The sequence below is a fragment of the Gordonia sp. NPDC058843 genome, assembly GCF_042743165.1.
GTDB lineage: Bacteria > Actinomycetota > Actinomycetes > Mycobacteriales > Mycobacteriaceae > Gordonia.
This window is the reverse complement of record NZ_JBHYNC010000007.1, coordinates 1-23,938: the sequence shown is the minus strand read 5'-3', so window position 1 is coordinate 23,938 and position 23,938 is coordinate 1. Positions and strand designations below refer to the sequence as shown.

General features: G+C 68.6%; 22 protein-coding genes. 9 read left to right on the top strand and 13 right to left on the bottom strand.

The window, feature by feature from the left end; translation table 11 throughout:
• Positions 1-15: 15 nt before the first annotated feature.
• Entirely contained in the window at positions 16-1,614 is a 1,599-nt protein-coding gene (locus tag ACFW3F_RS07160) for a molybdopterin-dependent oxidoreductase (protein ID WP_388055720.1), read from the bottom strand.
• Between the two features lie 141 nt (positions 1,615-1,755).
• Here ACFW3F_RS07160 and ACFW3F_RS07155 point away from each other — a divergent pair, with 141 nt between their 5' ends.
• Positions 1,756-3,228 (top strand): FAD-binding protein, encoded by a 1,473-nt coding sequence (locus ACFW3F_RS07155; RefSeq protein WP_388055718.1) that lies wholly within the window; start codon positions 1,756-1,758, stop codon positions 3,226-3,228.
• An 87-nt stretch (positions 3,229-3,315) separates the two neighbouring features.
• Here ACFW3F_RS07155 and ACFW3F_RS07150 read toward each other — a convergent pair whose 3' ends face one another.
• The 7 genes from ACFW3F_RS07150 to nadB form a co-directional block, all read right to left on the bottom strand.
• On the bottom strand, positions 3,316-5,604 hold the full coding sequence (locus tag ACFW3F_RS07150; RefSeq protein WP_388055716.1) for a heavy metal translocating P-type ATPase: 2,289 nt from the start codon (positions 5,602-5,604) through the stop codon (positions 3,316-3,318).
• On the bottom strand, positions 5,601-5,786 hold the full coding sequence (locus ACFW3F_RS07145; protein ID WP_388055714.1) for a hypothetical protein: 186 nt from the start codon (positions 5,784-5,786) through the stop codon (positions 5,601-5,603). The genes ACFW3F_RS07150 and ACFW3F_RS07145 overlap by 4 nt, the downstream gene beginning before the upstream one ends.
• Position 5,787: 1 nt before the next feature.
• Complete coding sequence (locus ACFW3F_RS07140; RefSeq protein WP_388055713.1) at positions 5,788-5,994, bottom strand: heavy-metal-associated domain-containing protein; 207 nt, start codon at positions 5,992-5,994, stop codon at positions 5,788-5,790.
• Positions 5,995-6,050: 56 nt separating this feature from the next.
• Positions 6,051-6,344 (bottom strand): metal-sensitive transcriptional regulator, encoded by a 294-nt coding sequence (locus tag ACFW3F_RS07135; protein WP_004020389.1) that lies wholly within the window; start codon positions 6,342-6,344, stop codon positions 6,051-6,053.
• Between the two features lie 134 nt (positions 6,345-6,478).
• A complete protein-coding gene (locus ACFW3F_RS07130) occupies positions 6,479-7,327 on the bottom strand; it encodes a hypothetical protein (RefSeq protein ID WP_388055711.1) in 849 nt (282 codons plus the stop codon).
• Positions 7,328-7,507: 180 nt separating this feature from the next.
• Positions 7,508-7,873: a hypothetical protein gene (locus tag ACFW3F_RS07125; protein WP_388055709.1), complete on the bottom strand. Its 366-nt coding sequence runs from the start codon at positions 7,871-7,873 to the stop codon at positions 7,508-7,510.
• A gap of 21 nt (positions 7,874-7,894) precedes the next feature.
• A complete protein-coding gene (gene nadB / locus ACFW3F_RS07120; RefSeq protein WP_388055707.1) occupies positions 7,895-9,550 on the bottom strand; it encodes an L-aspartate oxidase in 1,656 nt (551 codons plus the stop codon).
• 187 nt (positions 9,551-9,737) lie between these two features.
• Here nadB and ACFW3F_RS07115 point away from each other — a divergent pair, with 187 nt between their 5' ends.
• Both ACFW3F_RS07115 and ACFW3F_RS07110 read left to right on the top strand, forming a co-directional pair.
• On the top strand, positions 9,738-11,264 hold the full coding sequence (locus tag ACFW3F_RS07115) for an FAD-dependent oxidoreductase (RefSeq protein WP_388055706.1): 1,527 nt from the start codon (positions 9,738-9,740) through the stop codon (positions 11,262-11,264).
• A gap of 78 nt (positions 11,265-11,342) precedes the next feature.
• Entirely contained in the window at positions 11,343-12,728 is a 1,386-nt protein-coding gene (locus tag ACFW3F_RS07110) for a hypothetical protein (protein WP_388055704.1), read from the top strand.
• Position 12,729: 1 nt separating this feature from the next.
• Here the strand turns inward: ACFW3F_RS07110 and ACFW3F_RS07105 are convergent, their stop codons facing one another.
• Positions 12,730-13,581: an SDR family NAD(P)-dependent oxidoreductase gene (locus tag ACFW3F_RS07105; protein WP_388055993.1), complete on the bottom strand. Its 852-nt coding sequence runs from the start codon at positions 13,579-13,581 to the stop codon at positions 12,730-12,732.
• Between the two features lie 232 nt (positions 13,582-13,813).
• Here ACFW3F_RS07105 and ACFW3F_RS07100 point away from each other — a divergent pair, with 232 nt between their 5' ends.
• The 3 genes from ACFW3F_RS07100 to ACFW3F_RS07090 are packed head-to-tail and all read left to right on the top strand — an operon-like array spanning position 13,814 to position 16,550.
• Positions 13,814-15,457, top strand: a complete 1,644-nt coding sequence (locus ACFW3F_RS07100) for a phytoene desaturase family protein (RefSeq protein WP_388055702.1) — start codon at positions 13,814-13,816, stop codon at positions 15,455-15,457.
• A 15-nt stretch (positions 15,458-15,472) separates the two neighbouring features.
• Positions 15,473-15,907 (top strand): SRPBCC family protein, encoded by a 435-nt coding sequence (locus ACFW3F_RS07095; RefSeq protein ID WP_388055700.1) that lies wholly within the window; start codon positions 15,473-15,475, stop codon positions 15,905-15,907.
• A 37-nt stretch (positions 15,908-15,944) separates the two neighbouring features.
• Positions 15,945-16,550 carry a flavodoxin family protein gene (locus ACFW3F_RS07090; RefSeq protein ID WP_388055698.1) on the top strand — a complete coding sequence of 202 codons (606 nt, stop codon included), beginning with the start codon at positions 15,945-15,947 and terminating at the stop codon, positions 16,548-16,550.
• A gap of 46 nt (positions 16,551-16,596) precedes the next feature.
• Here ACFW3F_RS07090 and ACFW3F_RS07085 read toward each other — a convergent pair whose 3' ends face one another.
• The 3 genes from ACFW3F_RS07085 to ACFW3F_RS07075 all read right to left on the bottom strand — a co-directional run bounded on the left by ACFW3F_RS07085 (position 16,597) and on the right by ACFW3F_RS07075 (position 19,128).
• Complete coding sequence (locus ACFW3F_RS07085) at positions 16,597-17,721, bottom strand: hypothetical protein (RefSeq protein WP_388055696.1); 1,125 nt, start codon at positions 17,719-17,721, stop codon at positions 16,597-16,599.
• 17 nt (positions 17,722-17,738) lie between these two features.
• Positions 17,739-17,948 (bottom strand): hypothetical protein, encoded by a 210-nt coding sequence (locus ACFW3F_RS07080; RefSeq protein WP_388055695.1) that lies wholly within the window; start codon positions 17,946-17,948, stop codon positions 17,739-17,741.
• A gap of 136 nt (positions 17,949-18,084) precedes the next feature.
• The gene (locus ACFW3F_RS07075) at positions 18,085-19,128 is read right to left on the bottom strand and encodes an NAD(P)-dependent alcohol dehydrogenase (RefSeq protein ID WP_388055694.1); all 1,044 of its coding nucleotides are present in this window, start codon (positions 19,126-19,128) and stop codon (positions 18,085-18,087) included.
• A 222-nt stretch (positions 19,129-19,350) separates the two neighbouring features.
• On the opposite strand from ACFW3F_RS07075, the gene ACFW3F_RS07070 reads away from it, so the two are divergent.
• Positions 19,351-20,727 carry an ABC1 kinase family protein gene (locus ACFW3F_RS07070; RefSeq protein WP_388055692.1) on the top strand — a complete coding sequence of 459 codons (1,377 nt, stop codon included), beginning with the start codon at positions 19,351-19,353 and terminating at the stop codon, positions 20,725-20,727.
• Between the two features lie 64 nt (positions 20,728-20,791).
• On the opposite strand, the gene ACFW3F_RS07065 is transcribed toward ACFW3F_RS07070, so the two are convergent.
• Entirely contained in the window at positions 20,792-21,343 is a 552-nt protein-coding gene (locus tag ACFW3F_RS07065; protein WP_388055690.1) for a TetR/AcrR family transcriptional regulator, read from the bottom strand.
• 91 nt (positions 21,344-21,434) lie between these two features.
• On the opposite strand from ACFW3F_RS07065, the gene ACFW3F_RS07060 reads away from it, so the two are divergent.
• Positions 21,435-22,355, top strand: a complete 921-nt coding sequence (locus ACFW3F_RS07060; RefSeq protein ID WP_388055689.1) for an alpha/beta hydrolase — start codon at positions 21,435-21,437, stop codon at positions 22,353-22,355.
• Positions 22,356-22,512: 157 nt separating this feature from the next.
• A complete protein-coding gene (locus ACFW3F_RS07055) occupies positions 22,513-23,862 on the top strand; it encodes a DUF3068 domain-containing protein (RefSeq protein WP_388055687.1) in 1,350 nt (449 codons plus the stop codon).
• Positions 23,863-23,938 lie beyond the last annotated feature (76 nt).

Below are 23,938 nucleotides of genomic sequence, written 5' to 3'. Positions count from 1 at the left end.
ACGACGGGCCCGTGATCAGACGATGGTGTACGTGCGGTCGTCCAGCCCGCTCGCGCCGTCGGGGGCCGGCGCCTGGTAGCGCTCGATCTGCGGCTCGCCCTCCTGGTCGATCGCCCGGCACTCGAGGGTGTGATTGCCCTTCGTCGCCTGCCAACGGAACTTCCACTGCCGCCAGGTGTCGATGCTGTACTCCGTGGTGAGCTCAGCCGGCTGCCACGGACCCTGGTCGACGCGCACCTCGACGCGCTCGATGCCGGTGTGCTGGGCCCATGCGGTGCCGGCGACGACGACCTCGCCCGCCGGATGTTCGGAGCCGTCGGCCGGACGGTCGAAGCGCGACGCCATCTTGATCGGACCGAGCGCCGACCACCCGCGCGTCGTCCAGTAGGCCTTGGCCTCGGAGAATCGCGTGACCTCCCAGTCGACGACCCACTTCGTCGCCGAGACGTACCCGTACAGTCCCGGCACCACCTGCCGGACCGGGTATCCGTGCTCGAGAGGTAGCGGCGAGCCGTTCATGCCGATCGCCAGGAGTGCGTCGCGATCGTCGGTGACCGCCGAGATCGGTGTGCCACAGGTCCATCCGTCGACGCTCGTGGACAGGAGCATGTCCGCGCCGGGGCGGACACCCGCGAGGCCCAGGACCTCACGCATCGGCACTCCCAGCCACTTCGCATTGCCGACGAGGTCGCCACCGACCTCATTGGAGACGCAGGAGAGCGTGACGATCCGCTCGTCCATCGGCATGGCGAGCAGATCGTCCCAGGACAGCGTCACCTCGCGGTCGACGTCCCCGTGAATTCGCAGTTGCCAGTCCCCGGTGGTGAGCGTCGGGACCTGGAGAGCTGTGTCGATCCGATAGAAGTCCGCGTTGCTGGTCATGAACGGCGTTGCGCCCGGGACCTCGAGGTCTGCACCGGCCGGGATCGGCGGTGCCTGGCTGGCAGCGCGCGGCAACAACACCCGGGCGCGATCGGCGACGACGCCCGCGGTGTCGGCGAGAACTCGCCTTGCCACCACACCGACGACGACGGCGGCGGCCGCCACACCGCCGGCGGTGAGTACGAACCGACGGGTGAAAGCGGACCGCGCAGCCGGCTTCGGCTGATCCTCGGCAGACCCGGAGTCCACCTCTACGGACTCGCCGTCGGCGGGACCCACCTGTACGGAACCCAATTGGGCGATCAGGATCCGGAGCACGACGATGCCCACGACCCCCGCGACCACCGACGGCAGCGCATGCGTCCAGGTCGCATCCGGACGGTTCAACGCAGCGACCACTCCGACGAGCCCGAAGGCGGCGATCACGAGGCAGCCGAGCGGTGGCCGTCGTCGTTCGAGATAGCCACACACCGCCGCGAGGACGGCGATGAGGACGCCCATCCCGATGAACAGCGCGAGCTTGTCGTACACGTCGAACGTCTCGATGGCCCACTTGCGGACCGCCTCGGGTGAATGGTCGACGACCGACGAACCCACCGCGAAGTAAGGGGACGCGTCCGGCGACACCGGGACCGCCGCGAGCTCTCCGGCGGCCAGCGCCGCACCGACGGCGACCACCCCGGCCAGCGCCGGCGCTGCCGCGGAAGTACGGCGCTTCGTAGTAGAGGACATACTTCTTCATAGCGAAGAATCCTGTGAAAACACCATGGGCCGACCGTTGCGAGACCCACTGGTGACCCGAGGGCCTCGCCGGACCATCAATCGTTATCAACGACTAGAACAGGTTCTAGTTTGTCCGCTAATCTGAGCGGCATGGCTACCAGTACCGAGATCCCCGAGACCGTCGCACTCGATTCGGTGAGTGAGTTCTCTGACGAGGTCGACGTCGTCGTGATCGGGTTCGGCATCGCCGGCGGGTGTGCCGCCGCCGAGGCCGCCGCCAACGGGGCGCGCGTACTACTCCTCGAGCGCGCCGCAGCACCGGGCGGCACCACCTCGCTGTCGGGCGGGTTCTTCTATCTCGGCGGCGGCACCGCAGTACAGCAGGCCACCGGCCAGGAGGACTCCGTCGAGGAGATGGAGAAGTACCTCACCGCGGTGTCGCTCGATCCCGAAGCCGACAAGATCCACGCGTACTGCGTGGACAGCGTCGACCACTTCAACTGGCTCGAGGGTCTGGGCTTCACCTTCGAGCGCAGCTTCTATCCGGAGAAGGCCGTCATCCAGCCCGGTACCGAGGGACTGATGTTCACCGGCAACGAGAAGGTCTGGCCGTTCAAGGACCAGGCCGTGCCCGCGCCGCGCGGACACAAGGTGCCGGTACCAGGGGAGACCGGGGGCGCGAAGCTGGTCATCGATCTGCTCGTCGCCCGGCTCGACGAGCTCGGCGCCGAGGTCCGGTACGAGACCGGCGCCCGTCAACTGGTCGTCGACGACAACGGGGCCGTCGCCGGCGTGACATGGAAGACGCCAGACGCGGAGGGCGTCATCCGCGCGGACTCGGTCATCATCGCCGCCGGCGGCTTCGTGATGAACCCCGACATGGTCGCCGAACACACCCCGCATCTCGCCGAGAAGCCGTTCGTGCTGGGCAACACCTACGACGACGGCCTCGGCCTGCGAATGGGGCAGTCCGCCGGTGCCGCACTGAAATACATGGACAAGGCATTCATCACCGCCCCCATCTATCCGCCTGCCAGCATGGTCATGGGCGTCATCGTCAACAAGTTCGGCGAGCGGTTCGTGACCGAGGACTCATACCACGCGCGGACTTCGGGATTCGTTCTCGAACAGCCGGATTCGACGGCCTACCTCATCGTCAACGAGTCGCACATGAACGAGAAGCAGAATTATCTGGTTCCCCTGATCGACGGCTGGGAGACCATCGAGGAGATGGAACGGGACCTCGGGATCCCCGAAGGCAAGTTGCAGGCAACCCTGGCCCGCTACAACGAGAATGCCGCGAAGAAGGAAGACCCCGACTTCCACAAGGCTGCCGAGTTCCTCGAACCCCAGGACACCGGACCCTGGGCGGTCTACGACCTGTCACTGGGCAAGGCAATGTACGCCGGCTTCACCATGGGCGGCATGGCGACCTCCCTCGACGGCGAGGTGCTCGACGACTCGGGTGCGGTGATCACCGGCCTCTACGCCGCCGGGGCCAGTGCCACCAACATCGCACAGGACTGCAAGGGGTATTGCAGCGGAACGCAATTGGGTGAGGGTTCCTACTTCGGTCGCCGTGCCGGACGCCACGCCGCCGCTCGGGTGAGCACCAGCGCCTGACCGGCGGACACCCCGGCTGAAAACCACCCTCCAGCAGTCCACGGACGACAGTATGGCGTCGGTGTCGCCGCTGAGGGCGGATTCCGGTCAGCGCCGCGGCGTGAACCCGCGGAGTCGCAGGCTGTTCCCGACGACGAAGACCGACGACAGTGCCATCGCCGCGCCGGCGATCATCGGATTCAACATCCCGGCGGCGGCCAGCGGGATGGCCGCGACGTTGTAGCCGAAGGCCCAGAACAGATTTCCCTTGATGGTGCCGAGGGTTCGACGCGCCAGGACGATCGCGTCCGCCACCGCACGCAGGTCACCGCTCACGACGGTCAGGTCGCTGGCGGCCATGGCCACATCCGTTCCTGTACCCATGGCGAGACCGAGATCGGCCTGCGCGAGCGCGGCGGCGTCGTTGATCCCGTCGCCGACCATCGCCACCACGTGACCCTGCTGCTGCAGTTCGGCGATCACCTCGAGTTTGCGTCGTGGACTGACACCGGCGGTGACATCGTCGACACCGACGCTCGACGCGACGGCCCGAGCAGCCCCCTCGTTGTCGCCGGTCAGCAGCTTCGGCGTCAGACCCAACCGCCGGAACTCGGCGATCGCCGCGGCCGACGACGGTTTGACCTGGTCGGCCACGACGAGGACTGCGACCGGAACCGCTTGTCCGAGAGCATCGTCGGAGTCGTGCTCGGCAACCAGCACGACGACCGCGGTCGCGCCGTCGGATTCGGCGGTGGCCACCGCATCGTCGAGTGACCGTGGCGTGGCCACGTCGACCTTGCTCGGCGACACGACCCTCACCAACCGGTCGCCGACGATCCCGGCGACGCCTGCCCCCTGCGTGGAGACGAAATCACGGACGTGCGAATCGATGTGGTCGTGTCCGGCGTCGACGATGGCCGTTGCGATCGGATGCTCCGAACCCGACTCCACCGAGGCGGCCCAACCCAGGACCTGCTCGGTGTCATAGCCGTCGACGACGGTGATCCCGGACAGGGACATCTCTCCCGTCGTCACGGTGCCCGTCTTGTCCAGCACGATCGTGTCGACGCGCCGCGTCGATTCCAGCACCTCGGGGCCCTTCAACAGGATGCCCAGCTGCGCACCCCGTCCGGTACCGACCATCAGAGCGGTCGGCGTGGCGAGGCCGAGGGCACACGGGCACGCGATGATGAGGACCGCGACGGCGGCGGTGAACGCGAAGGTGACATCGCCACCGGCGAAGTCGGTGGTCGACGCCACCCCGAGCCAGAAGCCCAGTGTGGCAAGCGAGATCGCGATCACTATTGGGACGAATACCGACGAGATCCGATCGGCGAGTCGCTGGACGTCGGCCTTGCCCTCCTGCGCCGCCGTCACCATGCGGGCCATCTGGGCGAGTGCGGTGTCGGAACCGACGGCGGTCGCGCGCACGACGAGCAGGCCGCTGGTGTTGACCGTCGCACCGACCACCGAATCGCCGGTGGTGACCTCGACCGGCACCGATTCGCCGGAGACCATCGACGCGTCGACCGCAGACGCACCGTCAACGACGATGCCGTCGGTGGCGATCTTCTCCCCGGGCCGGACGACGAACTCGTCGCCGACTGCCAACTGCGCGATGGGGATTCGGGATTCGGCGCCCCCGGGTCGCCGAATGACCACGTCCTTGGCCCCGAGATCCATCAGGGCGGCCAGGGCATCACCGGCGCGCCGCTTGGCGCGCTTCTCGAAGTAGCGCCCGGCGAGGAGGAAGGTCGTGACACCCGCAGCGGCTTCGAGATATATGTGCGACGACCCGTCGGTCCGCTGCGGCAGCAGATCGAAACCGTGCGTCAGTCCGGGAGTGCCCGCGGTGCCGAGGAACAGCGCGTACAGCGACCATCCGAACGCTGCGAGGGTGCCGACGGACACGAGGGTGTCCATCGTCGTCGCGCCGTGGCGAAGGTTGACCCACGCCGCGCGATGGAACGGGTAGGCGCCCCACACGACGACCGGTGCGGCCAGCGTGAGGGACAGCCACTGCCAGTAGGTGAACTGCAGCGACGGGACCATCGCGAGGGCGATCACCGGCACCGACAGAACGGCCGACACGATGAGGCGCTGCCGGAGACTGTCGAGTTCGGAATCGCCGGACCCCGACAGCGATGGTTCCGCGGCGCCCGCCGGTGGGTCGGGCAGGATCGGCGACGCGTCGTAGCCCGCGGCGCGGACCACCTCGACGAGATCGTCGGCCGCGAGGCCCACGGGCACCTCGACGTGTGCGCGCTCGGTCGCGTAGTTGACCGACGCGGTCACGCCGTCGAGTTTGTTGAGTTTGCGTTCGATGCGGTTGGCGCAGGATGCGCAGGTCATGCCAGAGATGTCGAGGTCGACCAGCTGGTCGGTGCCCGCGGTCACGGGTGGTCACCTCCGTGCGGCGCTGACGACGGCTCGTCGGTGACGACGACGCCGTGCGAGGGCGCGTCGTGGGTCACCGGTTCGACGTCGGGCCCCCACGCGCGGCCGACGCCGAATGCGATCGCGACAACTGCGACCAACACCACGACGTAGGCCAGGGGCCCGGTGAGAGCGGACCTCATGTCAGACCAACGCGTAACCGGCCTCGGCGACGGCCGCCGCGACCTCGTCTCGTCCGAGTTCACGCTCGGCCGCGACCCGCACCGAGCCGTCGTCCACGGTGACCTCGACCTTCGTCACGCCCGGCAGTGCCTCGATCTCCTCGCGGACCGACGCGGCGCAGTGGCCGCAGGTCATGCCGGTGACGGTGTAGTTGCTGGTGGTGCTCATGTGTGTGGTCCTCGGATTGTTGCGGCTGGTGGGGGAAGGATTCGGACGCGGGCGGGTCAGGACTTGACCAGGCGCGTGATCGCGGCCATGGCTTCGTCCACCTTGGCCTTGCCGGCCTCGTCGCTCTCCTGCGCGGCATGCACCACGCAATGGGCCATGTGCTCCTCGAGCAGACCGAGGCTGACGGCCTGCAGCGCCTTGGTCATCGCCGAGACCTGCGTCAGGATGTCGATGCAGTAGGTGTCTTCCTCGACCATGCGCTGGAGCCCGCGCGCCTGACCCTCGATGCGCTTCAGTCGGCGGAGGTAATCGTCCTTCCGGCCGATATAGCCGTGCTGGTGCTCGTCCATGATTCTCCCGTCCGGATACCCCTCACGGGTATGCCCGACCAGATATACCAGCATGTGGCCGACAACGGTACCCCCCTACCGTATCCGTCAGTACGCCAACGTCACCGCGGGTACAGAGGCACGGTACGAGACCCCTACGAGCGCAGGGCAGCAGCCAGCTTCGCCAGGGCGGTGGCCACCTCGTCGAGTGCTGCACCGATGGCAGCGACCCGCGCAGCGTCGAATTCCTGGGCGCCGGGATCCGGGCCCGGCACGGCCGGGAGGTTTCCCGGAGGGATGCCCGGCGAGTCCGAACCCGGCCCGCTGAACACCGGTCCGTCGACTGCGGGGCCGTTCGGCGCATGTCCGTCGAACGGGGCGACGGGGGGCCCGGCGGGGTCGGGCGTCGGCGAGTAGGCGACGTCGTACCCGTCGGTCCGGTGGCGTCGGCCCTGATAGTCCTCGGCCGCCATGGGCTCGACATTGGTCGAACGCCGCCCGCCGCGATACGGCGCATACGGATCCGGTTCGACGGGCGCCGACGGCTGCGCCGGCAGCGACGCGGCCGGGTGCGAGTCGGGCAGGCGGTGCGACCCCATCCGTGGCGGAGGCTGTCGCAGCGGATCGACAGCGCGGTCAGGAGCCACGACCTGCGGATTGGGTGCGCCCGCGCCGGTCATCACCGACGGAGCGTGCCCGTTGCTGCGTGCGTAGAAGTGCGGCCCGCCGTGTCCGGCGAAGAACACACAGGCCGCACCCTCGGGGGACGGGACCGGGCAGGGGTTGCGTTCGATGAGGGACTGCGCGCGGTCGTCGAAGTCGTTCCACTCGAGCCACAGCCGACGGTCATGCCGCGGGTGCGTGCTCGCATCGGTGGCGTGATTGCCCCGGTGACCGATCGCCAGCCGGCACTGCAGCAACCAATCGGAGTCTCCCGACAGTCCCAGCGCCGCGCGTTCGGCCGGCCGGCACACCACCGTCGACCAACAGCCCTCGCCGTTCATACGGACTCCCCTTCATGCCTTGCATCGCCGCGAGATCTTCGAGCGACCACACCACTGTCGCGCGCACGGTGGTCTTCTCGTGCCCGGCGGCGTCGAGCCGACCCGGTAGCAAGCCCCCCGGCATGCAGGTGCGGTGGCCGCCCCGGTGGCCACGGTGTGGTGACGATCCCGCGGGTCAGTCTACGAACCGGGCCGGTCCGGTGCCACCCCTTGGTCCCGCGCGTCTGAACTGACCAACGCGAGGCTCCTCGCGTTCACCTCATCCGGTCGGTCGAGATGCAGGAAATGACCCGCCCCGGCGACGACCGCGGCCGCACTGCCGGCCGGCAACACCTCGCGGACATGGTCGGTGAAGCGCGACCGCATGCACCCGTCGTCGGCTCCATGCAGATACGCCACCAGCGATCGAGCGTCGAAGTTCCGGCACGGGCACACCGACATCGGGACCACCGCCGCGTACGGGTTGTCGTCGCGGTGCGCGACCGCGTTCGCCGTCATCGCACCCCAGTCGTGCCCGATCAGCACCGCAGCGTCGTCCGCGCGCACACCGCCTTGACCGGTCGCCCCTCAGGCGGGCACGCCTGCAGGGCGGGCCTCACGCAATTCACCGTCGACGATCCGGAACAGTCGCGACTCCGCCACGTCGGCGGTCAACGGGAAATCCGTGCGGACATGCGCGCCCCGCGACTCGGTCCGCGCGGCCGCCGCAGCGACGACCGCAGAGGCGGTGAGCGTGAGCGCCGCGTCCTCGACGTCTCGCGCCGACCCGGCCACCCGACGAGGCGCGGCGGAGATCGTGTCGGCAGCCGCGGCCAGCCCCGACGACGACCGTCGCAGGGCGACATGACGCGTCATCGTGTCCTGCAACCGGGCGCGATCCAGGATCGGGACCGGCTGCTCGACCGGCCGGTCGGCGTGCTCCGGGATCGGGACGTCACGCCTCGCGACTGCCACGCCTGCCGCGCGACGACCCATCACCAGTCCTTCGAGGAGACTGTTCGATGCCAGGCGGTTGGCACCGTGCAGACCGGTGCGTGCGACCTCGCCCGCCGCGAGCAATCCGTCGACCGCGGTGCGGGACGACTCGTCGGTGACGACACCGCCGCACAGATAATGGGCTCCCGGCACGACCGGGATACGGCCGGACGCCGGATCGAGCCCGGCCGCGCGTACTCCGGCGGTCACCGTCGGGAAGCGGGCCTCGAAGTCGCGCACGTCGCCGATGTCGAGATAGACGCACGGATGTCCGGTGAGCTCGATCGCGGTCTGGACCGCATCGGCCACGACGTCGCGCGGCGCGAGATCACCCATCGGGTGGACCCCGCGGGTGACCGACCGGCCGTCGACGTCGACCAGTCGGCCGCCCTCACCGCGTACGGCCTCGCTGATGAGCGTCCGCCGCCCCCGCGCACCGTCGGTGTAGAGCATCGTCGGGTGGAACTGGATGAACTCGAGATCGGCCACCTCGGCCCCGGCCCGCAGTGCCAGCGCGATGCCGTCGCAGGTTGCGCCGGCCGGATTGGTGGTCGCGGCGTACAGGTGCCCGGTTCCACCGGTCGCGAGCAGGACGGTCGGCGCCACGACCGACCCGGGACGTCCACCGCTCAGACAGGCGACACCGATCGCCCGCCCGTCGTCGAGGTGGACCGCGGTGGCGATCGTGTCGTCGAGGAACCGGATCGATGGTGCATCCCCGCCTGCGCGGGTCACGTGTCGCACGGCCTCGTGCAGGGCGCGCTGGATCGCGGCGCCGGTCGCGTCACCGCCGGCGTGGATGATGCGCCGACGGGTATGACCTCCTTCGCGTGTCCGTAACAGCGAACCGTCGGCGTCCCGGTCGAAGTCGGCCCCCCAACCGATGAGGGCCGACACCGAGGCCCAGCCGTCGGCGAGAATGAGGCCCGACGTCGTGGCGTCGGTGAGTCCGCCGCCGGCGGCGACCGTGTCGGCGAGGTGGCGGTCCACCGAGTCGGCGTTCGCCGGGTCTCCGGCCTCCGCGCCGGGCATGACCACCGCGACACCACCCTGGGCGTAGAACGTGGAGGTGGGTTGCTCCGGGCTGTCGGCGTCCCAGCGCGGACCCTTGTTGAGCACGACCACCCGGAGTCCTTCGCGGGCCGCCCAGAGCGCCGCGGTCAGTCCGGCGATCCCGGCACCCACCACCACCAGGTCGGCGCGGACCGTCTGGTCGACCTCGGCGCTCGCGCGTGTGGACCCGCTCATGTCAACCGCCTCTCGCCGCGGCATCCGATACCGCCGCCGCTCCCGGGGCAACACCCGGGACACGTTTTCGATTCCCAGTCGAAAACCTTACCCCTCGGCTGTACCGGCCGACACCCCCGATCGCGTGCAGCTCGCTCGCCTGCGATCGGATGTTTGATCGCCTCCGGCTGGGGCAACCCCGAGCACCATGAAAACTCTCTGGTTCGACCCCGCGGGCGCGGCAGCCCCCGACGCCCTGCCCGACGTCCGTCCGGAGACGATGCCGATAGACGTCGTCGACACCTTCGACCAGATCGTCGTCGGCGGGGGTATCACCGGCCTGACGGCGGGGCTGCTCCTGGCTCGCGCAGGTCAGTCGGTCGCGGTTCTCGAGGCGCGCCACATGGGCGCCGCGGCGACCGGCCACACCACCGGCAAACTCTCCCTGCTCCAGGGCACCCGACTGTCATCGATCGCGAGCCGCCACGGGCACGCGGCCGTTCAGGACTACGTGGAGGCCAATCGCGAAGGTCAGGCCTGGCTGCGTCACTACCTCGAACATCGCGGATCACCCGCCGAGGAGCGGGCGGCCCTCACCTTTGCGGCCACCGCATCGGGGGCGAAGTCGGTCGAGAAGGAGTTCGAGGCCTGCCGCGCCCACGGCATCCCGGTCGAGCACGTCGACTGTCCCGAGTTGCCCTTCGACGTTCGCACCGCGATCCGTCTCGACGGCCAGGCGCAGATCGACCCGATGGTCGTGCTGCGGGCGCTCGCCGACGACCTGCGCGCGCACGGCGGGCACTTCTACGAGGGCGTCCGCGTCCAGGGCCTGCGGCACGGTTCACCGAACGTCCTCTCGACCGACGCGGGCGACGTGCGTGCCGACTCGGTGATCATCGCGACCGGACAACCCTTCCTGGACCGCGGCGGCTTCTTCGCCCGGATGCACCCGCAGCGGTCCTACGCCGCCGCGTTCACCGTCGACGGCGACATCCCCCGCGAGATGTACCTCGGCTCGGACAACCCATCGGTGTCCCTGCGGACGGTCTCGCGACCCGACTACGACCGAGAGCTGCTGTTGGTCGGCGGATTCGGGCACGAGGTGGGACGGACGAAGTCCGAGCGACAGCACGTCATGGACATGCTGCACTGGACCGAGAAGAATTTTCCCACCGCCCGGATGGTGGCTCGCTGGTCTGCGCAGGACTACACGACCATCGACGAATTGCCTTATGTCGGACCGATTCTCCCCGGTGTGGACTCCGTGCAGGTGGCAACCGGCTTCGCCAAGTGGGGTCTGACCAACGGCGTCGCAGCGGCGCTGGCGATGACCGGACGGATCCTGGGGTCCGAGCCGGCCTGGTCGAGGACTCTGCGGCCCTGGCGCACGACCGAGATCACCCGCCCCGGCTCACTGATCTCGGCGGTGTCGGCAAACGCGCAGGTCGCGGGATACATGGCGGCCGGGTATCTCTCGCTGCTGAAACCTACCGACAGCGCGCCGAAGGAAGGCGACGGCAACGTCGGGCGTTCCGGTGTGACGCCCGAGGGCGTATGCACGGTGGCGGGGCAGACACGTTCGGTCGCTCCCCTGTGCACCCACCTCTACGGGGTCTTGCGGTGGAACGACGCCGAACAGTCCTGGGACTGCCCGCTACACGGCTCTCGGTTCAGTCACACCGGCGAGGTCCTCGAAGGTCCGGCCACGCGAAAACTGCCTTCCCACAACGACTGAGCGCAAGTCGGCGGGCGTGCGGGGCTCCGTGGAGCACCGCCCTCCCCGCCGACGGCGACCGCCTGAGAACATCGGGGCATGCACCCCGACCCCGCCTCCGCGGCTCCGACGCCCCGTCCGCTGCCCGACCTCGTCCGCCTCACCGAGGAAGACGCGCCCTTCTGGCTCCTGCACCGCGCCCTGGGTTGGTCGGTCGTGCAGCAGATGGTGTGGGTGTTCCCCGTCGGGATCGGCGATCCTGCGCTTCGTCAGTTCAATGACGCTCTCGCACTGGGGCGTCTGCATCGGCGTCTGGTGGACTCGCGGGTACCCGGCGCACGTCCGTACTGGGTACGCGCATCCCAGCCCGTTCCGCTCGCGGTCGACGAGGTGCGGATCGACGACGAGCAGGTATCGAGCTGGGCGGTCGAGGAACTGCGCGAGGTCGACCTCGACCCCGAGGCGGGCCGGTGTTGGCGCCTCCGAGCGGCGTCGACCGCGTCGGGAGGCACCGTGCTGTCACTGTGCACTCTGCATCTGGTGGCGGACGGTTCGGCACGGATCAAGGCGGTCGTCGAGGCACTCGCGGTCAGTGGAACCGGCCGTCGGGCCGTGCCCGCGCTCTCGACGCCACCCGTCGCGCCGCTGCAGGCGGACCTTCTCGACTCCGCACGCCAGGTGGCCGCGGCAGCACGCGGGGTCTCCCGAGTCATCGGCCGGCGCGTTCGGCGCGACGCCGGGGCCACCGCGGTCGATCCACGTCCGGCTCGCCCACCGCTCGCCGAGCGCGCGCCCGCGGCAACACCGGTCTGGGCGACGGCCACGGTCACGGCCGAGGCGTGGGACGCCGTCGCGTCCCGCCATGGCGGCACTGCCAACTCACTGTTCGTCGCGGTCGTCACGGGACTCCTGCGGGCAGGCGGGTACACCGCACCGGAGAACACCGTCAAGGTCGGTCTCCCGGTCTCGGATCGAACCGGCGACGACGACGAGCGCGGCAACGCCGTCGCCGGCGTCACGCTATATCTCACCCCGGTGCCGTCGCCCGCGTCAGACCTCCGGCCGATCCGCGAGGCCAGTCGGAACGCCTTCGAGGAGTTGGCAATCGGGAGACGAGCAGCGGCAGCGCATTTACGCCCGCTGGCCTGGCTGGTGCCGCCCCACCGGCTCGCGGGACTCGGCGCGTCGGACTCCGCGTACCCCGACGCGGTGGCCTCCAACGTCGGCGTCCTACCTCCTGAACTGCTGGTGATCGGAGGCGTCGTCGCGAGCGACGTCACCGTCCGGGGGGTCGCCCAAGGCGTCGACCCGAACGCCCGTCACCGATATGGCGACGGCGTCCAGGCATGGCTCACCCGCACTGGTACGGATGCGACGTTCACCGTGGCGGGCTTCGACGAGACCCGTTTCGTCGACGGGGAGACTCTCGAGAAGTTACTCGCCGCCGAGCTGTCCGATTGGGGTCTGCCGGCCCGCATCTGGTGAGTCACGCCCCGGCGGCGGCTGCTCGCGACGGCCCCGCGAGAGCGCCTTCCCCCAGAATCCGCCGGAACACCGGCCGCGTCAGCGTCGCCACCGGACGCTGCACCGCGCCGGCCAGTACTCGGACGCCCACATCGATGGCGCGCGCATCGAGTCCGACGGGGATGCGGTCCCGCCCGGCGAGCACGCCGTGCAGGATGGCCGCGGCCGCCGCGGCCGGTCTGGTGCCCGGCAGGCGATGGTTGAAGCCACGCGTCACGAAATCCCGCACCCCCGGTGTCACATACACTGCGCGAGCGGCGATCTCGGTGTGCACGGCGCCCGGGTGCACAACGTGCACGCGGACCCCGGAACCGGCGGCACGCAGTTGTTGTTGAACGGTCTCGGAGTAGCCGCGCGCAGCGAACTTCGACGCCGAATATGCCGACTGGGCGGGCGAACCGAGGAATCCGAATGCACTCGAGGTGTTCACGATGGAGCCGCTCCCGGCCGCCTCCAGATGCGGGAGGAACGCCACGGTGCCGTTCACGACACCACCCAGGTTCACCGCCATGATCCGGCGCGCGTAATCGTCGTCCTCCTCGAGAACGCCGGCCACCATCGTGATCCCGGCGTTGTTGAACACCATGGCGGGCGAACCGGATTCGGCGACGACGGCGTCGGCATGCGCGGTCATCGCGTCGGCGTCGGACACATCGACCTCGTCGAGATGCACCCCGGTGCCGTTGTCGCACAACACCACCGTCTCCTCGATGGCCGTCATGTCGACATCGCTCAGATACAGCTCGACACCCGCGTGAGCGAACCGTCGCGCCAGCGCCCGGCCCATCCCCGCACCGGCACCGGTGATCACCACCGGCCGACCGGCACATCGACGACGAAGCCGATGGTCGGAGACCTGCGGATGCCAGAGTCGCTCAGGGGGAAACGTCAGGTGCGGGCGTTGCGACCGGAGTTCAGACGAGTTCGTCACCCGAGCGGACTACCCCCTTGCCGGGGCGCTACACATCGCCGATGATCACCACGCGTGGCAACCAGCGCGTCTGCGCGCGTTTACGGTCATCAGCTGCGGGTACTCCGCGCACCGAATGGAAGTGGGTGGCGGACGTGGCGCGAACGAGAGGAGCCGACCGTTGAGTGTGTCGGACGCAGTTGTCATCGGGGCTGGTCACAACGGCCTCATCGCCGCGATCCGCCTCGCCGACGCCGGGTGGGACGTCACGCTCCTCGAATCGCAACCCGAGGTCGGCGGCGCCGTCCGCAGCGCGGAACTCACCCCCGGATACATGACCGACCTGTTCAGCGCGTTCTATCCGCTCGCGGTGGCGTCCCCGGTCTTCGCCGACCTCGATCTCGCCGCACACGGCCTGCGGTGGAGCCGTGCACCTCTGGCCTTCGGCCACCCCGCCGGTCCCGACGACGTCGATGCACCGGTCGTGTTCCCGGACGCCGCCGACACCGCCGACCACCTGGCGACCTTCGACGAGCGCGATCGGCGCGCGTGGCTCGACCTGGTGGAGCAGTGGCAGCAGCTGCGGCCGGCGATCCTCAACACCCTGTTCGGTCCGTTTCCGCCGGTCCGCGCGCTACTGTCGGTGCTGCGGTCACTCGGCACGGCCGACGCCCTGCGCCTGGCCCGGTTCTTGATCCTGCCCGCGGATCAGATGGTGCGAGAACTCTTCCACAGCGAGAAAGCCGGTCTGCTGATCCTCGGCAACGCCCTGCACGCCGACATCCCACTCCACGCTCCCGGCAGTGGCCTGATGGGATATCTACTGACCATGCTCGGGCAGGACACCGGCTACCCGGTGCCTGTCGGCGGGGCCGGAGAACTGTCGGCTGCGCTGCGACGACGCGCTGAGAGCGCTGGGGTGACCGTCGTGTGCGACACCCGGGTCACCGGCATCGAGGTCCGAGGCGGACGGGCCACCGGGGTCGTGGACAGCACCGGCCGCCGATGGCCGGCGAGACGAGCGGTCCTCGCCGACGTGTCAGCGCCCGCGCTCTACACCGAACTGCTCTCCGCCGACGACGTGCCCGCTCACGTCCTCGAGGATCTGCGCACCTTCACCTGGGACACGCCCGTGGTCAAGGTCAATTACGCGTTCGGGGAGAAGATCCCCTGGCGGAGTGGCAATCTCAGCGGTGCAGGTACGGTGCATCTCGGCGCGGACGCGCGCAACATCGCCTACTCGACCGCCGACATCGAAACCGGTCGCGTCCCCGAGCACCCCTTCCTGTTGTTCGGGCAGATGACCACCGCCGACCCCAGCAGGTCTCCCGCCGGTACCGAGAGCGCCTGGTCCTACAGCCATCTCCCGCGCGGCGTGACCGACGACGAGGCGGCGCAGCTGCTCGCCCGGCGCATGGACGCAGTACTCGAGGAGCATGCGCCCGGCGTCACCGACCTCATCGTGGGACGGCACGTCCAGACCCCTCGCGACCTCCAGGCCTCCGACGCCAACCTCGTGCACGGCACGGTCAACGGTGGAACGGCACAGCTGTTCCAGCAGCTGATCTTTCGTCCGACGCCGAACCTCGGGGGTGCGTCGACACCGGTGGACCGGCTCTACCTCGCCGGGTCGGGCGCGCACCCGGGTGGCGGAGTCCACGGTGCCTGTGGCAACAACGCCGCACGCGCCGCCCTCGCGTCGGACGGCATCCGCGGGCTCCCCCGGAGAGTGTTCGACCGCAAGGTCATCCGTCGTCTGACGGCAACCGACAAGCACTGAAACGGAGATCGGACCATGAACCGAGTCGAACGACATACGAGTGCAACACCGGCGCAGGTCTGGTCGGTGCTGTCCAACGGCTGGCTGTACGCGTCGTGGGTCGTCGGGGCAGCCCGCATCCGCGACGTCGACCACTCATGGCCACAGACGGGATCGAAGATCCATCATTCGGTGGGAGTGTGGCCTGTCCTGCTCAACGACGAGACGGAATCCGTGGAGTCGAAGGCGGGACTCCTCGAGTTGTCGGCAGCCGGATGGCCTTTCGGACGCGCCCGGATCAGGATGACCATCGAGAAGGACGGTGACGGCTCTCTGATCGGCATGGAGGAGTTCGTGGAGACCGTCCCCCTGCGGTGGATTCCGCCGATGATCCAGGAAACCGCGATGTCACCGCGACTGAACGAGTGCCTCAAGCGCCTCGCGATGCTGGCCGAGAACCACGCGGCCTGACGATTGGCTCATCACCGGGTCGGGTACGCGAACCGGTATGACCACAGCACTCGCGATCACCTGCACCCTCAAACCGTCACCCGCCGAATCGAGCAGTGACCTCATCGCCCAGCACATCCTGCACGCCCTCGGCGAGCAGGGCGTACGGGGCGACATCATCCGGGCCGTGGACCACAACCTGAAACCCGGCGTCGAGCGGGACATGGGTGAGGACGACGACTGGCCCGCCATCTTCGAACGCGTGGCCGCCGCCGACATCCTGGTGATCACGACCCCGACGTGGCTCGGCCACATGTCCAGCGTGGCCCAGCGCGTTCTCGAGCGCCTCGACGCCGAGATCTCCGAGACCGACGACGCCGGCCGTCCGAACATGCTCGGCAAGGTCGCGATGTGTGGCGTCGTCGGCAACGAGGACGGCGCGCACAAGATCATCGCCGACGTCTTCGGCGCGCTCGACGACATCGGGTTCACGATCCCCGGACAGGGCAGCACCTACTGGAACGACGAAGCGATGGGCGGTCGAGACTACAAGGACCTCGACTCGGTCCCGGACCCTGTCGATTCCGCGACACATGCCGCCGCCCGCAACGCCGCGCACCTTGCGAAGTTGCTGTCACAGAACAGCTTCCCGGCGTACGAGTGACCCCTCGACATTCTTCGAGGCCTTTCGAGGCGTTTCGAGGCGTTTGTCAGTGTGACTCCGTCCCGGACAGGTGGCCCGCATCCTCGGATGCCTGGCGCCGCAATCGCTCCCGATAACCGTAGGTGGCCCGCAGGACATCGTCGTAGCTGTCGGCGCTGGACCCGAGGGCCCCGGCAAAGATCCCCATCGACGTCGCCAGCCAGGCCAGGTACACGTAATTACGCAGGCCGACAGGATATCCCAGCTGCGTGGCCAGGAAGCCCTCCTCGATGACGATGAGCGCCGCGGCCAGCGTGGCCACGAACAACCCGGCATAGAGCACCACCGCGCTGAACACGACCGTGCAGGCCGTGGCCATGTTGTAAAGGCGGGCGCGCGGTTTCACGGTGACGGCCGTGCGTTCCCACAACCTGTTGTTGGTGATGAGCCACACGGAGGCGAGCACCAGCGACAGCACGGTGATCGCGGCGAGGCGCCACGCACTCAGTGCGTTCGCCATGGACCAGATCGTGGAGAAGAAGATGCCGAACGACGCCGCGGCCGCGGCTGCGGCCGTCATACCGGTCAGGGTCGGGATCAACCGCCACGGCCGGTTGCCGCGAACCATTCCGGCCATCAGCTTCAACCGTCGTGAATAGCCCTCGACGAGAACGTATTCGGTATCGCCGTCACTGACCACGACGATGCCCCGCTGCCGCTCGAAGTCCCGCATCGAGCTGTCGCCCACCACCGCCCCGGCAACGGACTCGATCAGGGTTCGCAGCGCTCGCCGGGGCGCGGGGCCGAGCGCGGGAAGCGAGATCACCGCCGCGCCTCGCGCGCGATCGAGCTCGGCAAGCACCACCAGGTTGCGGGGAGTGCGGTCTTTCCCGTCTCCGGCCCTCGGCTTGTACAGCCGCGGCATCTCGGTGACGAACACGATCACCTCGCCGGCCGTGTCGTCGGTACCCCACACGGTCTCGAGATCACCGCGCGGCGTCATCTGCAACGTGGTGTCCCGCGTGACGGTGTGGCCGCGGTACTCCAGCGACAACTCGTCGGCGATGTGCTGAATCCGGTCCTCGCCGCGATGGATCAGGGTGGCGGGGAGTCCGTGTTCGGCGACGATGCGGAGCGCCCCCGCGCGCCCTGCGTCGCCGCCCTGGTCGGTCACGGGCGTGTCATCGGACATGTCCGGCCCCGGGCGCCTCAGTCCGGCGGCTCGGACGCCCCGGCGGCGGGCGAACCGGGATCGTCCTCGTCGCTGCGCGCGGTGGCAGCGGAGGGGTCCACCTGCTCGTCGGAATCGGGCTCGTCGACGGTTCGCGCCTCGAGTTCGTCGACCTTGCGTCGAGCGTCGTCAGGCGTGGCGTCGGGGGTACCGGTCTCGGCCGGTTCCATGGGGAGTTCTTCGGTCATCAGGTTCGTCGACCCTCCGGTTGGGTGTTTCTCGCTGGTACCTCTGACGGACGTACGGTTTCCCGATCACTCCGACGGGCAAACCCCGGCCCGGCGCACATCACCCGCCGGCATCACGCGACACCCATGACCGGGCCTACAGCGTCGACGTGTCGATCACGAAGCGGTAGCGCACATCCGAGGCCACGACGCGGTCGTAGGCCTCGTTGATCCGGTCCGCGGAGATCACCTCGATCTCGGCTCCGATGCCGTGCTCGGCACAGAAGTCGAGCATCTCCTGGGTCTGTGCGATGCCGCCGATCATCGAACCGGCGAAGCTGCGCCGCTTTCCGATCAGCGCACCCGCCGGGACCTCGATCGGGTGTTCGGGGAGGCCGAGTTCGACCAGGGTGCCGTCGAGCGCGAGCATGCCGAGGTACTTCTGCATCGGAAGGTTCGCCGACACGGTGTTGAGGATCAGGTCGAAGGAGTTGCGCAGTTCACGGAAGGTCTGCGGGTCGCCGGTCGCGTGATAGTGGTCGGCGCCGAGCCGCAATCCGTCCTCCATCTTCTTCAGGGACTGCGACAGGACCGTCACCTCGGCCCCGAGGGCGTGCGCGATCTTGACCCCCACGTGTCCGAGCCCGCCGAGACCGACGATGGCCACCTTCTTCCCCGGCCCGGCGCCCCAGTGCCGCAGCGGCGAGTACAGCGTGATCCCCGCGCAGAGCAGCGGGGCCGCCTCGTCCAAGCCGATGCCTTCGGGGATGCCGCACACGAAGTTCTCGTCGACCACGATCGACGTGCTGTAACCGCCGTGGGTGGGCTGTCCGTCGCGACCGACCGCGTTGTAGGTCCCGACACCGCCCCGCTCGCAGTACTGCTCCTCGCCGAGTCGACACGGTTCGCACTCGCGGCACGAATCGACCAGGCAACCCACGCCCACGCGGTCGCCGACGGCGTACCGCGTCACGGAGTCTCCGACGGCCGCGACCGTCCCGGCGATCTCATGGCCGGGCACCACGGGGAACTTGGTGCCGCCCCACTCATCGCGCGCGGTGTGGATGTCGGAATGGCAGATCCCGGCGAACGCGATGTCGATCGACACGTCGTTCGGACCGAGATCACGCCGTTCGATGGTGGTCGGTTCGAGCGGGCGATCGGCCGCCGACGCGATATAGGCGTTGACCGTGGTGGGCATGCTGGACTCCTCGGTGCACGTTGGGTGGCTGGCAGATGTGGTGGTGCGAGACCACAGACGACGCGGACAGATGCGGGCTGGTGCATGTGTCCGACAGTTGCCAGTGTGCCCGCCCACGCAGCTTCGTCGCCATAACGGCACGTCGCGGGCGCGACAGATGCGACTCCACCGTGGCGCCGCCGGCACTGGATCCATCGTCGATGATCGTTACAATGGCCGACGGTGACGATCAACAGCTCAGTCGACGACGGTCAGCGCACGCAGTTGCACCCGGTGTCCCCGATCGCCGAGCTCACGCGATTCGGGACGACCACCGCTCACGCGGTTGCGGGCGTCGGTCGGTTCGTCCTCCACACGGCAGGCGACGCCCTCCGGGGCCGGGCGCCGGGTTCTGCGCGGATCGCCCACGAGATCCGCACGACCTTCGAACACCTCGGACCGACCTATGTGAAGCTCGGCCAGCTCATCGCCTCGAGCCCCGGCGTCTTCTCCGATGCCATGTCCGCGGAGTTCGAGTCCCTCCTCGACCGCGTCAAACCCGCCGACCCGGCACTCATGCGCGAGCAGTTCATCGCCGAACTCGGTCGGGCACCCGAAGAGGTGTTCGCGACCTTCGATCCGGTGCCGATCGCCTCCGCGTCGATCGCGCAGGTGCACACGGCGACGCTGCCCACCGGCGAAGAGGTCGTGGTGAAGATCCAGCGACCGGGTATCGCCGATCGGCTGGCACCCGATGTGGCGATTCTCGAACGCGTCGCCGGCCTCGTGGAGATTTCCGAGTACGGACGGATGCTCAGCGCCCGCCACGTCGTGGAGGACTTCGCCGCCGGACTCGACGCGGAGCTCGACTTCCGCATCGAAGCCGACACCATGCGTGAGTGGTTCGAGTGCCTGCAGCCGGGACCGTTCGGCGACCGTGTTCGTGTCCCGCGCGTGTACGACGAGTTCACGACGCAGCGCGTGCTGACCATGGAGCGAATCCACGCAACCCGCATCGACGACGCCGCGGCCGTCCGCGCCGCAGGTCATGACGGTGTCGCTCTCTGCCGCAACCTGCTGCTGTCCCTGCTCGAATCGGCCTTTCACGGCGGGCTGTTCCACGGCGACCTGCACGCCGGGAACGTCCTCGTCGACGACGCCGGCAAGCTGGTCCTCCTCGACTTCGGCATCGTCGGCCGGTTCACGCCGCGCACCCGGCGTATCCTCCGCCAGCTCGTCGTCGACCTCGTGGTGCGCGGGGACTACGAGTCGGCCGGGCGGGCCATCTTCCTCCTCGGTGCCGTTCACAAGCCGGGTTCGACGTCTCAGGGTGCCGAGGACATCAAGAAGGTGACGACTCCGCTGTCGACCACCGACCTCGGCTCGATGTCCTACACCGACCTCGGACGGCAACTCGCCGCCGTCGCCAAGGCCCACGATGCGCGACTGCCCCGCGAGCTCGTCCTCGTCGGAAAACAGCTGCTGTACGTGGAGAAGTACACCAAGCTGTTGGCTCCTCGCTGGAAAGCCATGTCCGACAAGGAGATCTACGGATACATGGCCGGCATCCTGAAAGAGGCCGAGCGAGACCGGAAAGCCGACCGCGCCCGGCTGGGCTGATACCGCAGTCCGGATCTCACCGCACCAGTACAGGCCTGGGCAACGAGGAGCGGGTGCTGGCCGCTCAGCCCTGACCGCCCGCGATGATCGACCGGACGAGTGTCTCGACGATGGTGCGTGTTGTCGCGGCGTCGGCCGGGTGGGTGAGTATGCCCTCGATCACGAAGGTGACGATGTGGCAGGTCGCGTCGAGTTGATCGGTTGGGAGGTCTGCCGGTAGCGACGCACGGGTCATCTCGTCGGCGACAGCGTGAAATCCGTTGTGCCAGTTGTCGACTGCCTCTGAGGTCAGCCGCCTGCTGTGGACGGTGTCGACCAGGGTTCGCAGGCTTCGGAGTTCACTGACGATCCACAGCACACGCCCGGTCAGATCCGGTTCGGCCAGTTCTGCATACCGCTGGAGCGAGTCGGCCAACACGGCCTCTAGCACTGCGACGAGCAACTCGTCTTTGTCGGCGAAGTACCAGTAGATCGTGTTGGCGGTGACCCCGGCGTCGGTCGCGACGCGAGAGATGGGAACAGCGTCGAAGCCGCGCTCGACGAACAACTGCCTCGCCGCTGCCACGATCTCGGCTCGCTTCTCGTCGCGATCGCGCAGACGACGGTTACGCGGCATGGACCGACCCTATCTTGATCGGCGTTCCAGAGCGCGCTAGATTTCTTGAGGCGCATTCAAGACGAACGGTACGGGCAGGGGAGCACCATCGATGACCACGAACGATGCCTACAGTCGCGAGTTCACGAGCTTTCACTCACACGGCGTGCGTTGCGCGGCCGATGTCTATCGCCCGGCCCGGCAGTCGGGCCCGGCGCCGGTCATCGTGATGGCTCACGGCTTCGGCAGCGTGCGGTTACTGCGCTTGCCGGCGTATGCGGAGCGGTTCGCCGCGGCGGGCTACGTGGTGGTGTTGTTCGACTACCGCTACTTCGGCGACAGTGACGGCACACCTCGTCAGTTGCTCGACATCCCCTCTCAACTCGATGACTGGCGGGCCGCGATTCGATGGGCTCGCACGCTGGACGATGTGGACTCGACGACCGTCATCGGTTGGGGCACATCGTTCGCAGGCGGTCACGTACTGACGCTCGCAGCCGAGGGCGTGGACTTCTCTGCCGTCGTCGCCCAGGTGCCGCATGTCAGCGGTCCCGCGGCGGTTCGCGCGACCGGACTCAGGCAATCGCTGCGAGTCGCGCCGGTCGCACTGCAGGACACCTGGCGCGGTCTGCGTGACGCCGCGCCTCGTTATGTCGACTCTGTCGGACGGCCAGGCAGTGTGGCTGCGATGACCACCGAGGACGCCGACCCGGCGCTCGAACGCATGACTGCTGCCGCAGGTCTCACACGTGGTGAGCACCCCGAGACGGTTGCCGCGCGTGTGCTCCTGCGAATCGGGCTCTACTCGCCGGGTAGACGCGCAGGCCGGATCACTTGTCCCACGCTCATCCAGGTGGCAGATGACGATGCCATCGCGCCCGCCGATGCGGCGCGAAAAGTGGCCGACCGTATCCCCTCCGGCCGGTTCAAGACCTACCCGGGTGGCCACTTCGAACCCTACCTCGAGCCACTGTTCCCTCAGGTCGTCGGCGATCAACTCGACTTCCTCGCCACGGCACTCGCCCCGCGATGACCTTCACCCCCGTGCCTGCCTTCGGCAACAACCGCTGAGGCGCCCGGGCTGCGTCGCCCCGTCGCCGGCGATCCCGGCATGTCGGACCCCCACTGTGGCCTACTGCGGACGATGCGACCGCTAGGGTGGGAGCGATCACTGATTCCAGGAGTCACACATGAGACGTTTTGTGCCGGCAGTGCTGGCCTTCTTCGGCGCTGCGTGCATCGCGGCGGCCATCGCCATACCGCTCTATCTCGTGCCCCAGCTGAAGGTGGTTCCGCTCGATCTGGACATCACCTCCGACGCCACCACCGTCGCCGAGGATGGTTCGACCGGTGAGCGCTTCCCGGCGGTGATCTTCGATCGCTGCTCGGTGTCCGAGGATCGGGCAAGAACGCTCGACGCATCGCTCACCCAGCAGCGGCGCTCGATCATCACCGAACCGTCCGACAGCCGGCAGGCGAGCCTGCAGTCCGCGCAGACCGTCCTCATCGAGCGACTGCGTGATGCCGAGGGTACCGAGACCGAACCGTCGGTCGCCGCCGCGGGCGAGACGCGAACCTGCGAGGACGGCCTACTGACCGCGACCATCGACCGCGTGTCGGTGAATCGCAAGACGTCGGCACCCAACGGCGCGGTCAGCTCGCTGCAACTCGAGGCGGTCCCCGAAGGCGGAAACGTCAACGACGTGTCGGTCGCCATCGACAACCGCACCGGCTACCAGTACAAGTTCGGGTTCGACGTGCAGCAGCGCGACTACCCGTATTACGACCTCAACACCCGCCAGGACTGCGCGGCGAAGTTCGAGGGCGAGGAGACGATCGACGGGGTGAACACGTACCACTTCGTGTGTGACGTCCCGGAGACCGATATCTCCAACCTCCCGAACGCGCAGGGCGAGGCGGCACTCGGCACGATGCTGACGATGCCCGCCCGCTGGTGGGGCATCACCGGACGCGGGGTGCGGGCCAACGACCCGATCACCATGCACCGCTACGCCGCCGCGACCCGCCACGTCTGGGTGGAGCCGGAGACCGGAACCATCGTCGACGGCCGCGAGGACCAGCACCAGTACTTCAAGTCCCCCGACCAGAGCGATGCCACCCCGGAAGCTGTGCGCGAGTTCCGGATGGACGCTCTGAAGGGCACGTTCAAATGGACCGACGAGACCGTCTCCAACCAGACGACGAAGGCCAGCGGCTACGTCGACCAGCTGAAGGTCGGCGGCGTGTGGGCGCCGATCATCCTCGCCGTCGTCGGTGTGATCCTGCTGATCGCCGCCGCGCTGCTGTTCTTCCGCGGACGCCGTGACGACACCCGGGTGGACGACACCCCGCCGCCCACGACCCCGCCCGCAGACGAGCGCGACACCACGCTGATCAAGCGTGATGCCCCGCCGGCCGGAGCAGCACCGGCGGGAGCCAATCCCTGGGAGCGGCCGACCGAGCAGATCCCCAAGGTCGGCGACACGCCACCCGACGACTCGGCCACTCGCACCTTCCGCAAGCAGCCCCCGCCCGAGTAGGGAACGGCAGCAGAGCGACCACCGCGGGCGCCACCGGGATACACCCGATTCGCCCGCCGTGCTTGGGGCGGAGGAG